Source organism: Hahella sp. NS-SX17 (genome assembly GCF_057367735.1).
On sequence record NZ_CM170632.1, the window covers coordinates 327,770 to 341,803 of the forward strand.

A 14,034-nucleotide genomic window follows, 5' to 3' on the forward strand; every position below is an offset into this window, starting at 1 on the left:
CAGGGCCTGACCTGTGCAGGCGCTGTCATTGCAGACAAATAGATGGAAACTATTATTTGTCTGTCTGATGAGCAAGGACCGAGTCGGCGACTCCCTGTGGCGTTTCCGCATAGTGCGAAAACGTCATGGAGAAACTGGCTCGCCCTGCCGTCATAGTGCGCAGGTCGCCGATATAGCCGAACATTTCCGCCAGCGGCGCTTCCGCGTTGATGACGCAGGCGTCGCCTCGGTCCGCTTGGTCGAGGATCGAACCGCGACGTCGCATGAGGTCGCCAATACAGTCGCCGACGTGGTCGCGAGGCGTCACAATCTCAACCGCCATTACGGGTTCCAACAGCCTGGGCGCGGCCTGCGCCATGGCTTCCTTGAAGGATTCCCGTCCTGCAACGCTGAACGCCAGCTGTGACGAATCCTGCGCGTGGTAGGAGCCGTCCAGCAACACCGCCTTGAAGCCGCCGCTGGGATAACCGCCCAATATGCCGGAGCGCGCAGCCTGTCTGACGCCGTCTTCCACTGCGGGAATGTATTCCCGCGGGATGGCCGCGCCGACAATCTGGCTTTCAAACTCAATGCCGTCGCCGGCGATGGGTTCAAAGCGCATGCGCACTTCCGCGAACTGACCGGGTCCGCCTTTTTGCTTTTTGTAGACATAGTCCACAGCAGCCAGTTGCGTGATCGTCTCCCGGTACGCCACTTGCGGACGTCCAACAGTCACAGCGATGTCGAAGTCCGTTTGTAGCCGATCCACCACTATTTCCAAGTGCAGTTCACCCATGCCTGACACCAGCGTTTCTCCTGCCGCGCCCGTGCTGAGGCGCAGGCTGGGATCTTCGCCGACAATGGCGCGCAATGCGTCACCCAGACGATCCTGATCCTGCCTGGATTTAGGCTCGATCACGATATCCATAACCGGTTCCGGCGCACTGATGCGCTCCAGCACCAAAGGCGCTTCCGGGGCGCACAATGTATCGCCGGTCTGCGTGTGCTTCATGCCAACCAGCGCCACGATGTCGCCGGCGCCGATGCGGTCTCGCGCCACTTTACGGTCCGCGTGCATTTCGTATATGCGGCCAATGCGTTCATATTGACCAACATTGGCGTTCAACACCCGAGAGCCTGCTGCAAGCGATCCCCGATAAACCCGAGCATACGTCAAAGCGCCGTGTTTATCGTTCACCACTTTAAAGGCCAATGCAGCAAATGCGCCTTCGATGTCCGCTTCCACAACCTGAGCGCCATCGACGGTTTCCACGCCTTTCACGTCCTGCGGCGAAGGCAGGTAGTCAACCACCGCGTCCAGCACCATCTGCACGCCTTTGTTCTTGAATGCAGACGCGCACAACACAGGAACGAATGCGCCACTGACAACGCCCTGACGAATCAGTCGTCGCAGATCATCAGTCTGCAAGGCGGCGCCATTGAGCCAGCCTTCCAGGAGTTCATCATCCAGCTCAACCAGAGTTTCTTCCAGTTGCGCCCGATATTGCTCGGCCTGTTTCTGGTACTCAGGCGTAATGTCTTCGGACGAATATTTCCAGCCGTCATCCGTGTTCCAGCGATGCAGGGTCATGGTCGTCAAATCGATTAAACCGACATAGATTTCTTCGACAAACACCGGCAAGTGAACCACCAGCGGCCTGGCGCCAAGCCGTTCGCTAATCATATTCACCACGCGTAAATAGTCCGCGCCGACGCGGTCCATTTTATTGACCAGACATATTCGCGGCACGCCGTACTGATCCGCCAATCGCCAGTTGGTTTCCGATTGCGGCTCAACGCCGGCTACAGAGTCGAAAACCACGACTGCGCCGTCCAACACGCGCAACGAGCGATTCACTTCGATGTTGAAATCGATGTGACCAGGCGTATCAATAATATTGATGCGATGATCCCGCCAACCCACTGTAACCGCCGCGCTGGCGATAGTGATGCCTCGTTGGCGTTCCTGAACCATATGATCGGTGACGGTTCCGCCGTGATGCACTTCGCCCATGCTGTGCAGAGCGCCAGTGAAGTGCAGCAACCTTTCGGTCAGGGTGGTTTTGCCTGCGTCAACGTGAGCGATGATGCCGATATTTCTTAACTTTTGAAGTTTCATAACAAACCTCTGAAAACCTGAAATCTTTCTTCCGGACAGGTTTTTCTGACTACGCCCGGAAGGTTTTACTCCCGGGGCGCAAGAGGCGTCATGGGAGCGTTAAGTTGTTTCCCGGTCTTTTGGCGTTCCGCGCTTACCCAAAGGACGAACAAGCGTGGAAAAAGTGGAAGCACCAAGGGATAGGCGCGAGAACTCCGGCCCTTGGGCTGGGACTATTGCTGCGATGTACTTGTCGTAAGTTCTCATAACGAAACCATTGCTTGGCGATGTTGAATAAGCGTCCGAAATTTTTCGGAACCGAAAACGAAAAAACCCCGGGAGGCGGAGGCCTACCGGGGCTTTTTCACACTGCAACCGGAGGCCTATACGCCTCCGCCAGCTATAGCGAAGGCTATGACTTCAATACCAAAATGCACGCGCTGTCGCGAACGATGGTGATCGCTCCGACACGGCCGCTGATGCTGGTAGTGGTGAATGTCATAACCTTGCTCTTCAGATAAATTCGTTTAGTGGGCGCGGATATTAACAAGCCTTTGTTTAGTATTCAATCCGCTTTTATCGAGAAAATGACAACGTCCAGAAACGCAGAAAGCGGAGCCGGAAAGCCGACTCCGCTGTAGCGACGGGCTTATCGCGCTGCGTTGGCCCTAACTTCGTCGAAGGTCCATTCCTTCATCAGGTCGCCATTACGGAAAACGGTGACCAGTTGATCTTCCCGATTACCCAGGTCCTGCCGGCGCACTGTCTGAAAGCCGCCATCCAGATCTTTAACCAGCGCCAGAAGTCCTTTTTTAGAACGCTTGCCCTGATCAGTGATGGGGTCTTTGTAAACATCTCTCCAGATGCCTTTCACGCATATCGCAGAGGCCTTCATGGCGAATTTCAACGTATCCCGGTTCACCTTCTGCAACAGCTCTCCACCCATGCCGAAAGCAATATTTTCAGCGCTTTGCTTGCGCGCTTTCATCGCCGCCAGAATGGCTTCGATCGTGTGCAAAGAGATGCCGTCGCCTTGAATCACCCGGATGCACGCCGGCAATACCCGATATCCTTTGCTGTTGACGGTGAAGCCGAATTTCCGCATCAGTCGTTCAATGGTTTCGGTCACAATCGCGACAGGATCGCCACTGTCAGGACGCACCACCAAGGTGCCGCCGCTGCGCTCAATCTTGGTTTTCAACGCTTCGCCCCAGAGGTTGTCAATAGCGTTCCACAAGTCATAAGAGTCGCTGACCACCGCCACCAGTTTGCCAGGCTCGGCGAACTGCTCCAGCATGTTGGCGTAGGCGTCCACTTCCGCTTCTTTGCCCCAGCTGGTAATGGTGCTGTGTTCCGCCGCAGGGATTGAGAAACCCGCCATATCAGCGCCGTAATAACGTCTCGCCGCCATGATGCCGCTAACGGTGTCAGTACCCATGAAGTTCACCAAATGAGCGGCCCCGCCAATCGCTGCGGTTTCTTCAGAACTCGCGCCGCGAGCGCCGAAGTCGTGCAGTTTGAATGGCAATCCTTCGATAGTGTCCGCCGTTTCTTCCAGGTAACGCTTGATGATGTTGCGGCAGCTCCAGGATACGGTAGCGACCGTAGTTGGATACCAGACCGCTCTCAACAAAGCCGTTTCCACATAGCTGGTCAACCAGGCGCAGTTGCGGTCAGTGTTGATCACCTGCACCATCACGTTTTTCACATCCATGACAGTCCCTTCCGGCGCAGCCTGGATTTCTATCGGCAGATAACCCTCGTGTTTATCCAGAATATAGCGCCAGCCTTCTTCATTGAAGGGTACGCCGTGGGCTTGATACACCAGCTTGGCTTCTTCGATATCGTCCGCGGTAATCGGCTTGGTCAGGTATTCTTTGATGAACATCTGCAAGCCGAAGAACACCGCTTTTTCAAACGCGCCGCCCCGTGATTCGATGTAGCTGGAAACCTGCGTGGCGCCAGCCGGATACTGCAGGTAGTGAGAGGTTTTGTAAGAATCTACGTTTAAGATAATGCTGTTTTTCATGACGGAAATCCTCCGGTCAATGTTTGGGTAAAGGGTGTTGCGGTCTATCCGCGTCCCTCGTTTGTCTTAATAATTTTCCGGTTAGATACCGGTCATTTCCTGAATGATGAAGTAGTGATCTTCATATAATTTGCCTGGGTCCAGTTCCGCCAGGGGCACCCACATGGCCTGTCTGGCGTCATCGCCGCCTTTCACTTTCGGCAGCTCGCTGCTTGGCTCCAGCTCAATGTGAAATGCATGAGTGATAGTGCGTCCTCTGGCTGAACGATGAGGATCATCGAACACTTGCTGCGCTTTGATTGAGCCCCTCAACACCGGCGCTGGCACTTTCAGTCGGGTTTCTTCCCGCAACTCTCTCAGGCATGCATCCAGTAATTTTTCATTCTGATCTACGAAGCCTCCCGGCAACGCTAACAACCCTTTACCGGGACGCGCTTTGCGCTCCACCAGCAACACATGTCCGCTTTGTACGATAACTGCATCGACCGTTACAAAAGTGGGCGCATAGGGCGCGGCGCTCCAGGCGCGTTTGTACTTGGCGATGAAATCATGTTCGTATTTGATTTCCTCATAGTCTTCGCTGAGACAGAATTTCGCCAGTTTCTCCCGCACCGCTGTCGGCAACACCTGCGCGGCTTCGTCGCTATCCAGATAATTCAAACCACCGCGACGATCCGTCTGGTTAACGCCGAAAATCGCTTCTCTCACCGGCGTGGCGCTGATGCCATCCACGTTTTCTACTTCAACATTCCCCCATTGAGGGAACAGCTTCAGGTAGAAAGAGCTGTGGTCCTTGCTGTGGCCAATCAAACCCACCTTGGCGGATTTGTGCGGCATACCGTGATGAGCGGTGACCAGTCCCTGAACTGTGGACTGTACGTTTCTGACCCAGATCTCATCGTTGTAGACAATGTCCATCAGCGGCGCGATATGTACGCGTTGGCTATTTTCTTTGCTGAGGGCGCTGCGCACCATGTCTTCGCGTTCGCTGACGCTCCAGGGGTTGCGTGTGGAGCGGGGCTGATGCGCCGATCCGCATAAGACGATCATTTGACGCGCTTTACGCAGTCCCTGTTCAATCACCGCCAGGTGGCCGCGATGAAAGGGCTGGAAACGTCCGATAAATACTAAAAAGTCGTATTCGAAATTTTGCATATCAGCAATCTCCTTGCTGTGGTTGACGGGAACCCGGTCTTTCCAGGTCCGCTTAAATCTTTTTCTCCGTGGATTCATGAGTCCCATGAACCCTGTCGATGGACACATAGTGTCATAATGCCACTATGTGGTCAAGCGCTTTTTTTATCCTCTTTCAGAACTTTCGTGACCTGCCGGATTCTCGCTTCCACATCGCCTTCCAACAGCACAAAATCAATCTTTCTGCGCTCCAGCTCCGCAATGATTTCCCGCTGAAAATCTCCGCGATTCACTTCCCCTGAACGATCCCAGGTATCTTCGTAGGGGATGTCGTCAGCGCACAGAAACACATAGTCATAGCGCTGCGCCGCCACATCCGCCAGGCGCTCCAGCTCGGGCAAAGCGAAGCCGTGATAGTAATGAGCAAAATGACGCGTCGTCAGGGCATTGGTGTCTACAAACAAATAACAATGGCTATCCAGCAGCAGGTTATCCTCCCGCTGCAGATGACCTTCTGCGATCTCCACCAGTTGCTCGGGGGTCAGACGTCTCTCAATCTGATTTTCCTCCCAATACTCCCGTCCGTACTCCGGCATCCATTGCGTATTAAAGCGCGCCGCCATCGCCTGCGCTAACGTGGTTTTACCGGTTGACGGCGCTCCCAGAAACACCACTTTCTTCACCAGGTCCCGGTACACCAGCGGATGCAGCCAGTCTCGGGCGGCGAAGGGGTTATTACGCACCTGAGTAGCGGAGATAGGTACGATCTTTCTGGCTTCATCCACGCGACAGTCCTGCGCGTTGAGATAACGACTGACATGATCGCCGTAGAATTCACTGCAGAAAAAATGAGTCACCCGTCTGCCAGCCAGGCATTGCCCGATGTAGTCCTCCTGCTTCCGACATATTTCCGGCGTATCGCCCACTTCCTGAGGTCCATCCGGCGCCAGAATGACTTCCGCTTGCGGGTACAGTGTTTTAATCCAGGACGCTCGCCGTTCCAGCGGAACATCAATCACATCTGGACAGCCGTAAATCATCACCAGCAGGTGATCCACCTGCTCCAGCGCCTGTTCAATCAGATACTGATGCCCTTTGTGCAGCGGCGCGAACTTCCCTAGAGTTAAGCCAACCCTGCGCCCTACAATATACTCAGGCATTTGCATAGTCCGCCTTCATCTCCAGTGTCTGGGTTTGATAGCGGCGCCACCAGACAAATAAGCCAGTACTCGCCATGACCAGAAAGGCCGTATACAAAACGGTGGTAGGGTACAGACCTTTCTGCCAATACACGCCAATGGCGACGATGTCTACGGCAATCCAAAAGCCCCAGTTGATCAATTGGCGTCTGGACAGCAACCATTGCGCCACCAGACTGGCGACCGTGGTGAATGCATCTGGATAAGGCAAGGAGGCGTCGGTGTAGGTAGACATGACATAACCCAGGACAAAGCTGCCAGTAATAGCGACCGCCACCCATAACAGCATCATCGTTGGCGGGGTGGGCAATACTATTAAATCATCGTCCCGCCCTCTTCCCTGGAGCCAAAACCACCAACCATAAAACTGCATCACCACATAAATGCCATGAAGTATGAAATCGGAATACAGCTTGGCGTCATAAAACACAATCATATACAGCACCACCTGCACCAACCCGATGGGCCAGCACCAGATATTGCGCCGAATGATCAAGAACACGCAGATAAAGCCCGCCAGGCATGCGATGATTTCTATCGCGGAGCCGCCGAAGAAGCCGACCAAAAAGGATTGTATGTCCATGGTATTACTCTGGAATTTGGATATGCTTTTATTGTTAAAGCGATAGCGTCTGTTTTGACACCACCACCCGGGGCCGCTAATATTAGTGGCCTAATGCCACTAATATTAGTACGTTTTTCAGGTTATGCAAGATTACGCCTCAGAAAAAGACTTTCTCGCCGCCTACAACATTCACGATTACGAAGTACCTTTGTCTTCTGTTGATATGGCGATATTCAAGCTCAGGGAACAGCAACTTGAAGTGTTGCTGGTGAAGCGCTCGCAACATCCCGCCAGGGATAAGTGGGCGCTGCCGGGCGGGTTTATTGACCTGAAGAAAGACGCTGTCCTCGAAGACACCGCTCATCGGAAATTAGTGGAAAAAACCGGGGTAAAAAGCCCCTATCTGGAGCAGGTCGCCACCTTCGGCGGTAAGCAAAGAGACCCCCGTGGCTGGTCAGTGACAGTGGTGTACTTCGCCCTGGTCGCCCATGAGGAAATCGATGTCGATCCCAAAGGCGCCAAAGAAGAAACACGCTGGGTTCCGGTAACCGAAGTCTTAAGCGACTATAAATTGGCGTTTGATCACAACGAGATTCTGCGCCTGTGTCGCGAACGGCTGACCAGCAAGGTGCAATACACGGCGCTGCCGATTCACTTGCTGCCTGAGGAATTTACGCTGACGGAGCTGCAGAAAGTATTCGAAGTGATTCTGGGCAACGAGGTGGAGAAAAAGTCCTTCCGTCGCCGCATCCTGGATGCGGATATTCTGGAGGAAAGCGGCGCCATGCGCACCGGCAGCAACCGACCTGCAAAACTGTATCGACTCAAGCGCGGCGTGGAGAATCATTTCTTCCCCAGAACCATCGAAGGACCGCGCAGTTAACGTCGGAGAGATGTAATGACTGAGAAGAAAACCATTAACTTTTACCTGACCAACGGCGAATACGGATGCTTTTCCAATTTCTCCCGCGATCCGGTTTACTTGAAAGACAAGCGCTGGCCTACGTCCGAACATTATTTTCAGGCGCAGAAATTCGCAGGCACTGAACACGAAGAAGCCGTACGCATGGCGTCAAAACCCATGGAGGCCGCCAATATGGGACGTGAGCGTACGCGCCCTTTGCGACCGGATTGGGAAGCTGTCAAAGACGACATCATGCGCGAAGCGGTCATGGCCAAATTCGTCCAGCATGAAAAACTGACTTCTATACTGTTGGAAACCGGCGACGCCGAGTTGGTCGAGCATACCGCCAATGACCGTTATTGGGCGGACGGCGGCGACGGGAGCGGCCTGAATATGCTGGGAAAAATTCTGATGGAAGTGCGCGACGCAATTCGACAAGGTAAGAGCAAATATGAAAACGGTCACTTTATTTAGACCCACAGGCCCGAATGAGCTGGCGCTGGTGGAAGCCAGCGGTTTCAAACGCTGGCCCCCGCGTCTGCCGGAGCAGCCCATTTTCTACCCGGTCTGTAACGAAGACTACGCCCGTCAAATCGCCCGGGACTGGAACGTCAAAGACTCCGGCGTGGGTTACGTCACTCGTTTCGACGTGGATGCGGAATACCTGAGCCAGTTCGACGTCAAAGTCGTCGGCGGTAAAGAACACGCGGAATATTGGATTCCAGCGGAGCAATTGGAAGAGTTCAATGATCATATTATTGGCAGTATTGAAGTTATCGCAACTTATAGAGACGAATAGATAAAAAACCTATCATGCGAATCGACTACGGGCGTTCTTGCAGGCCCGTTATTTCATATCAGTGTTTGATAAAGGTAGTGAGTTCGCATGTTGGTAAAGGAAAGCCTGATAGTCAAAGAGCTTGGGAGCACTTATTTTGAGCGGGGCGTAAAATATTTTAAGCAACGGCGCGTCACTCTGGTGGAATATGGCGAGGATCACGCCACAGCAACAGTGCGGGGTTCTGGTAACAGTGTTTACCAGGTCTTGGTAACACTTGAAAATGACGCCTATGGCCTGAGAATAGAAGGGGAATGCTCATGCCCTATTGGTTATAACTGTAAACACGTTGCAGCCACACTGCTCGCCGTGAATGAAAAAAGCCAGATTCCAGCGCAAAAAGATACTTGGTCTGGCCATAACTCGTCTCGCCACCCAGATGTAACGCTGAACCTTGACGTCAGGCGCTGGCTTGACCAGTTGGTCGACACCGCAACAGAGGAAGCGACTCCCGATAGCGCTAATCAGATTAGTGTGCTCTATTTACTGAAGCACAACCAAATGAACGGCAATGTCTGCGTCAACGTTATCCAGACGCGCACTCTAAAGTCTGGCGCATACTCCACAAAAACCCAGCGTTACAATATCAGCGCGGCCTTTAACCAGAGTAAGCCAGCCGCCTTCCTGACCAAAGCTGACCTGGCGATCTTCAAACGCCTGTTATGGTCGCAATGGGGCTCTGACCTGCCGTTAACGGAAGAAAGCGGAGCTGACGCCCTTCAGCGCATACTGGCGACGGAACGCGCGTACTGGGAAACCCCACAAGGACCAAAGTTATTCAAAGGCGCGCCAGCGCAAGGGGAGTTTGAGTGGCGAGTGGACATGGAGGGCGGACAAACACTGGAAATGGTCCCATCACATCTGATAATGGTCGCCACTGATCCGATCTACTATATCAATACCCACACCGGAGAATGTGGCCAGCTACGTAGTGAGCTGCCGCCGTCCATGCTGATGACGCTTAATCGCGCGCCCAGGTTATCCCCCGTGCAGGCGGAAAAAGTACGTTCGCTTCTGGAGCAACGACTCCCCGGCGCACGACTTCCCAAACCCAAAGAGATCGCCGTCGAGAAGGACAGCAAAGTCAAGCCGCAGGTTCATCTCACCCTTGGGGCGGCAAGCCCTGCTCAAGCTGGCTATTTTTCACATAGAACGAGTCAAGCCGATATTCCCTACGCCAGGCTGGAGTTTTCCTATCGCGATATCCGCGTATCTTATGACTCCGATATTCAGCAAGTGACAACAGTCAAAGACAATACCCATCTCATCATTCCCCGGGATTTTCTTGTTGAAGAGATAGCCCTGCGCAAACTAATGACTCTGGATATGCGCCCGCTCAATATTATCGAAACCTATCCGCTCGTCGATGAGGCGCATCAAATGGACCTGAGCTTTACAAGCGTCGGGGAGTGGCACGGGTTCGCCCAGCACGGCATCCCCCTCTTAGAGACACAGGGATGGAGGATTACCATTGAGGAAGACTTTCCCTTTCAGTACCTCAATACAGAGGTTGAAGAGCTCTCCTGGTACTCCAATCTCGATGAGAGCAACAGCGACTGGTTCGATTTCGACCTCGGCGTGGAAGTCGACGGCGAGCACATTAACCTGCTACCTGTTCTGTACAACCTGATTAAAGACGCGCCGGAGGAGTGGGAGCTTCAGACACTGGCCGATTATCCTGGAGATAGCGATGTTCTGCTCCAGGTCGCCCCTGCCCGGTGGATCAAGCTGGATGTCGAGAGAGTCAGAAACCTGTTAGGCAGTCTCATTGAGCTGTACGACCATGATCCTCTGGTGAACGATAAATTCCGCCTGGAACGAGGACAGGTTGGCCAGCTTCTGGCGCTCAACGAAGCCATGGCTTCAGTCGGCCTGCGCTGGCTGGGCGCGGATAAACTGACGCGCTTGATTGATCGACTGAAGCAGCAGGAACAAATGAGCCATGTCTTCCCCCCCGACTGGTTCAACGCCACCCTAAGAGACTACCAACAAGAGGGGCTGAACTGGCTTGGCTTCCTTAGAGAAATCGAAATGGGCGGCATCCTGGCTGACGACATGGGGTTGGGGAAAACCATCCAGACCCTCGCCCTGCTCTCCGTGGAAAAAGCCCAGGGCCGAATGGATCGGCCCTGTCTGATCGTCGCGCCCACCAGCTTAATGAGCAACTGGCGTAAGGAAGCGGAAAAGTTCGCGCCAGAACTAAAAGTACTTGTTCTGCACGGCCCCCATCGCACTGAGCGTTTCGAACGAATAGCTGACAACGACCTGGTTTTGACGACCTATCCGCTACTGCCGCGAGACAGTGAATATCTGCTGCAGCAGAACTACCATTATCTTATTTTGGATGAAGCCCAAACCATCAAGAATCCAAAAGCGCAGGCCACCCAGCTAGTGCACAGACTTGAGGCCCGACATCGGCTGTGTCTGACTGGAACGCCCATGGAAAATCATCTGGGCGAGCTGTGGTCGTTGTTTAATTTCCTTACGCCGGGCCTGCTCGGGGACGATAGAAAGTTCAAAACCCTGTTCCGCACGCCTATCGAAAAGAAGGGCGATCTTGAACGTCAACGCTTGTTATCAAAACGCATCAAGCCGTTTATGCTGCGCCGCACCAAACAGGAGGTCGCGAAGGAGCTGCCGGAGAAAACAGAAATACAACGTACTGTTTTGTTGGAAGGAAAGCAGCGGGATCTTTATGAAAGTATTCGCGTCGCCATGGACAAGAAGATTCGTGACGCTATCGCGAAAAAAGGCGTTAAGCGTTCTCATATAGAAATTCTGGACGCATTACTGAAGCTGCGCCAGGTTTGTTGCGATCCATCGCTGCTTAAATTGGACAGTGCGCGTAAAGTGAAAAGCAGCGCCAAGCTGGATACGCTGATGTCCATGTTGCCCAGCCTGCTTGAGGAAGGCCGCAAAATACTGTTGTTTTCCCAGTTCACTTCTATGCTTGGATTGATCGAAGCGCAGCTAGATAAAGCTGGTATCGAGTATGTAAAACTGACAGGCGCGACAAAAGACAGAGATACGCCTGTCAGCCGGTTTCAAAGCGGAGAGGTTTCTTTGTTTCTGATTAGCCTTAAAGCAGGCGGCGTGGGTTTAAATCTAACCGCAGCGGATACCGTCATCCACTATGACCCCTGGTGGAATCCCGCCGTTGAAAACCAGGCGACCGACCGCGCCTACCGCATCGGCCAGGATAAGCCTGTGTTCGTTTACAAGTTGATCACAGAAGGAACCGTGGAAGAAAAAATCGTCGAATTACAAATGCAGAAACAAGCGCTGGCGGATAACCTGCTTGCAGACAAGTCTGAAAAGTTCACCTTCGATGAAGAAGAACTGCGTAAGTTATTCGCCCCGGTTGAATAGGGTAAAAGTACATGACTGGACCACCAGATAGAAACAACCTCGATAAATACCAGGGCTGCCTGCTGGGCCTTGCGGTGGGCGACGCCGTGGGCACTACGTTGGAGTTTCGCCCGCGCGGCTCTTTCGAGCCTATCGACGATATGGTCGGCGGCGGCCCATTCGGATTACAGCCCGGGCAATGGACTGACGACACCTCCATGGCGTTATGTCTCGCCGAGTCCCTGCTGACCAAACAGGGCTTTGACGCGGCGGATCAAATGACCCGCTATTGCAACTGGTGGCAGTGGGGCTATTTCAGTAGCACCGGAAACTGCTTTGATATCGGCAATACGGTGCGCGGCGCTCTCCAGCGCTTTCTGGACAGCGGCGAGCCCTACTCCGGCTCACTGGACGCGCATAGCGCCGGCAACGGCTCCATCATGCGTCTGGCGCCGGTCGCCATGTATTACAGCCCTCGTATCGAGCAGGTCGTGCAATTCTGCGGCGAAAGCTCGCGCACCACTCACGGAGCCGACGAATGCGTGGACGCCTGCCGCTTGATGGGCGTCATCCTGCATCAGTTGCTGACTGGCGACGCCAAAGAGGATGTGCTTGAGGACCCCATGTATGTGCCCTATACAGACAAAGTCGCCCAGCTCTCTATGGGCGAGTATCTCAACAAAAGCTACGACGACATTCGCGGCACAGGATACGTCATCGACGCACTGGAAGCCGCCTTATGGTGTTTCGCCCATACCAATAACTTTCAGGACGCTGTGCTGAAGGCGTCAAACCTTGGCGATGACGCCGACACCACCGCCGCCATCGTTGGCCAGTTCGCAGGCGCCTACTACGGCGTTAACGGTATTCGACAGGACTGGCTGGAGAAGTTGCACATGCGCGAGGACATCGCCTCCATAGCTGAACAGTTGCACGCGGCGCAACCGGCGAAAGAACCGCAGACATAACGTCCAATGCATAGACAAGGAGTTTAGAATGCCCCATCGCGCGCAGGATCGCTGGTTCATGCCCTCGCCTCAGTCAGGCAAAGCAATCAGACTGTTTTGCTTTCCCTACGCCGGCGGCAGTCCCAATGCATTTCGAAGCTGGGTAAAACGCTTCCCAGACGACATTGATGTCGTCGTAGTGCGTCTGCCCGGCCGAGAAAACCGCATCAGTGAAGCGCCTTTCAGCGAATGGCCGCCATTGGTGGAGGCCGTGCTACAAGCGATCGTCCCCTACCTGAATCAGCCTTTCGCTTTCTTCGGGCACAGCTTCGGCGGCCGCGTTATCTTCGAGTTGACCCGGCGTCTGCAATCCTATGGCGGGCCCTTGCCGGAACATATGTTTATTTCCGGCTGTCGTTGTCCTCATCTGAACAGTCGCCAGCCGTTCATACACCAGCTGCCAATGAAAGGGCTGATCGAAAGAATCCGCCAAATGAACGGCGCCCCGGAGGCTGCGCTACAGGACCAGCAACTGATGGCGTTGCTGGAGCCCATGCTGCGTGCGGATTTCAAACTTTCAGAATGCTGGAGCGGCGATAAGTCGCAGACACTAAGGGTTCCCATCACCGCTCTAAGCGGGCAGGACGACCCCATCGACGCATCCACGCGCATGCACGAGTGGGAAGATTACACCAGCGGTCGGTTTCAATTGCGCACGTTCCCTGGGGACCACTTTTTCATCCGCAGCAGCGAACAGGAAGTCACAGCCTTTATCAGCCAGGTACTTTTGGAAAACGCATTGCTTCCGGCTTAATATCGGACACATACGTCAATTCCTACTGGAACCTTGGTTCCAACGCCGCTAAACTTTTGCGTTTTCCACTTCAGATTTACCCAGTTCACATCGGATACGGTCATGTAATGGCGATCGCACCCTCAACATCAGCTTTTGCTACGGCGTCTTAACTGACGACGCTATTGTTTCGCCTCGTC

At 53.8% G+C, this 14,034-nt stretch carries 11 protein-coding genes; 6 read left to right on the forward strand and 5 right to left on the reverse strand.

The genetic code is table 11. The annotated features are described in order from the left end of the window. Nucleotides 1–52: 52 nt before the first annotated feature. From fusA to pnuC, 5 genes are all read right to left on the reverse strand, one after another. Nucleotides 53–2,098, reverse strand: a complete 2,046-nt coding sequence (fusA, locus tag AC2IBB_RS01565) for an elongation factor G (RefSeq protein ID WP_486331165.1) — start codon at nucleotides 2,096–2,098, stop codon at nucleotides 53–55. A 628-nt stretch (nucleotides 2,099–2,726) separates the two neighbouring features. After that, entirely contained in the window at nucleotides 2,727–4,106 is a 1,380-nt protein-coding gene (locus AC2IBB_RS01570; RefSeq protein ID WP_486331166.1) for a nicotinate phosphoribosyltransferase, read from the reverse strand. A gap of 81 nt (nucleotides 4,107–4,187) precedes the next feature. Then, nucleotides 4,188–5,261 carry a bifunctional nicotinamide-nucleotide adenylyltransferase/Nudix hydroxylase gene (locus AC2IBB_RS01575; protein ID WP_431687412.1) on the reverse strand — a complete coding sequence of 358 codons (1,074 nt, stop codon included), beginning with the start codon at nucleotides 5,259–5,261 and terminating at the stop codon, nucleotides 4,188–4,190. A 131-nt stretch (nucleotides 5,262–5,392) separates the two neighbouring features. Next, complete coding sequence (locus tag AC2IBB_RS01580; RefSeq protein WP_486331167.1) at nucleotides 5,393–6,400, reverse strand: AAA family ATPase; 1,008 nt, start codon at nucleotides 6,398–6,400, stop codon at nucleotides 5,393–5,395. Further along, a complete protein-coding gene (gene pnuC / locus AC2IBB_RS01585) occupies nucleotides 6,393–7,022 on the reverse strand; it encodes a nicotinamide riboside transporter PnuC (protein WP_486331168.1) in 630 nt (209 codons plus the stop codon). The genes AC2IBB_RS01580 and pnuC overlap by 8 nt, the downstream gene beginning before the upstream one ends. A gap of 124 nt (nucleotides 7,023–7,146) precedes the next feature. Here pnuC and AC2IBB_RS01590 point away from each other — a divergent pair, with 124 nt between their 5' ends. From AC2IBB_RS01590 to AC2IBB_RS01615, 6 genes are all read left to right on the forward strand, one after another. Then, nucleotides 7,147–7,887 (forward strand): NUDIX hydrolase, encoded by a 741-nt coding sequence (locus AC2IBB_RS01590; protein WP_486331169.1) that lies wholly within the window; start codon nucleotides 7,147–7,149, stop codon nucleotides 7,885–7,887. Between the two features lie 15 nt (nucleotides 7,888–7,902). Further along, nucleotides 7,903–8,382 (forward strand): riboflavin biosynthesis intermediates N-glycosidase, encoded by a 480-nt coding sequence (ybiA, locus tag AC2IBB_RS01595; protein WP_486331170.1) that lies wholly within the window; start codon nucleotides 7,903–7,905, stop codon nucleotides 8,380–8,382. Further along, nucleotides 8,360–8,707 (forward strand): hypothetical protein, encoded by a 348-nt coding sequence (locus AC2IBB_RS01600; RefSeq protein WP_486331171.1) that lies wholly within the window; start codon nucleotides 8,360–8,362, stop codon nucleotides 8,705–8,707. The genes ybiA and AC2IBB_RS01600 overlap by 23 nt, the downstream gene beginning before the upstream one ends. 87 nt (nucleotides 8,708–8,794) lie before the next feature. Then, entirely contained in the window at nucleotides 8,795–12,115 is a 3,321-nt protein-coding gene (locus AC2IBB_RS01605; protein ID WP_486331172.1) for a DEAD/DEAH box helicase, read from the forward strand. An 11-nt stretch (nucleotides 12,116–12,126) separates the two neighbouring features. Continuing rightward, nucleotides 12,127–13,062, forward strand: coding sequence for an ADP-ribosylglycohydrolase family protein (locus AC2IBB_RS01610; RefSeq protein ID WP_486331173.1), 936 nt, complete (start codon nucleotides 12,127–12,129; stop codon nucleotides 13,060–13,062). A gap of 28 nt (nucleotides 13,063–13,090) precedes the next feature. Continuing rightward, on the forward strand, nucleotides 13,091–13,855 hold the full coding sequence (locus AC2IBB_RS01615) for a thioesterase II family protein (RefSeq protein ID WP_486331174.1): 765 nt from the start codon (nucleotides 13,091–13,093) through the stop codon (nucleotides 13,853–13,855). Nucleotides 13,856–14,034 lie beyond the last annotated feature (179 nt).

What these genes read in the sequence shown, in the direction of transcription:
- fusA (WP_486331165.1), bottom strand. Translation starts at nt 2,098, where the DNA reads ATGAAACTTCAAAAGTTAAGAAATATCGGCATCATCGCTCACGTTGAC.
- AC2IBB_RS01605 (WP_486331172.1), top strand. Translation starts at nt 8,795, where the DNA reads ATGTTGGTAAAGGAAAGCCTGATAGTCAAAGAGCTTGGGAGCACTTAT.
- AC2IBB_RS01575 (WP_431687412.1), bottom strand. Translation starts at nt 5,261, where the DNA reads ATGCAAAATTTCGAATACGACTTTTTAGTATTTATCGGACGTTTCCAG.
- AC2IBB_RS01570 (WP_486331166.1), bottom strand. Translation starts at nt 4,106, where the DNA reads ATGAAAAACAGCATTATCTTAAACGTAGATTCTTACAAAACCTCTCAC.
- ybiA (WP_486331170.1), top strand. Translation starts at nt 7,903, where the DNA reads ATGACTGAGAAGAAAACCATTAACTTTTACCTGACCAACGGCGAATAC.
- AC2IBB_RS01615 (WP_486331174.1), top strand. Translation starts at nt 13,091, where the DNA reads ATGCCCCATCGCGCGCAGGATCGCTGGTTCATGCCCTCGCCTCAGTCA.
- pnuC (WP_486331168.1), bottom strand. Translation starts at nt 7,022, where the DNA reads ATGGACATACAATCCTTTTTGGTCGGCTTCTTCGGCGGCTCCGCGATA.
- AC2IBB_RS01600 (WP_486331171.1), top strand. Translation starts at nt 8,360, where the DNA reads ATGAAAACGGTCACTTTATTTAGACCCACAGGCCCGAATGAGCTGGCG.
- AC2IBB_RS01610 (WP_486331173.1), top strand. Translation starts at nt 12,127, where the DNA reads ATGACTGGACCACCAGATAGAAACAACCTCGATAAATACCAGGGCTGC.
- AC2IBB_RS01580 (WP_486331167.1), bottom strand. Translation starts at nt 6,400, where the DNA reads ATGCCTGAGTATATTGTAGGGCGCAGGGTTGGCTTAACTCTAGGGAAG.
- AC2IBB_RS01590 (WP_486331169.1), top strand. Translation starts at nt 7,147, where the DNA reads ATGCAAGATTACGCCTCAGAAAAAGACTTTCTCGCCGCCTACAACATT.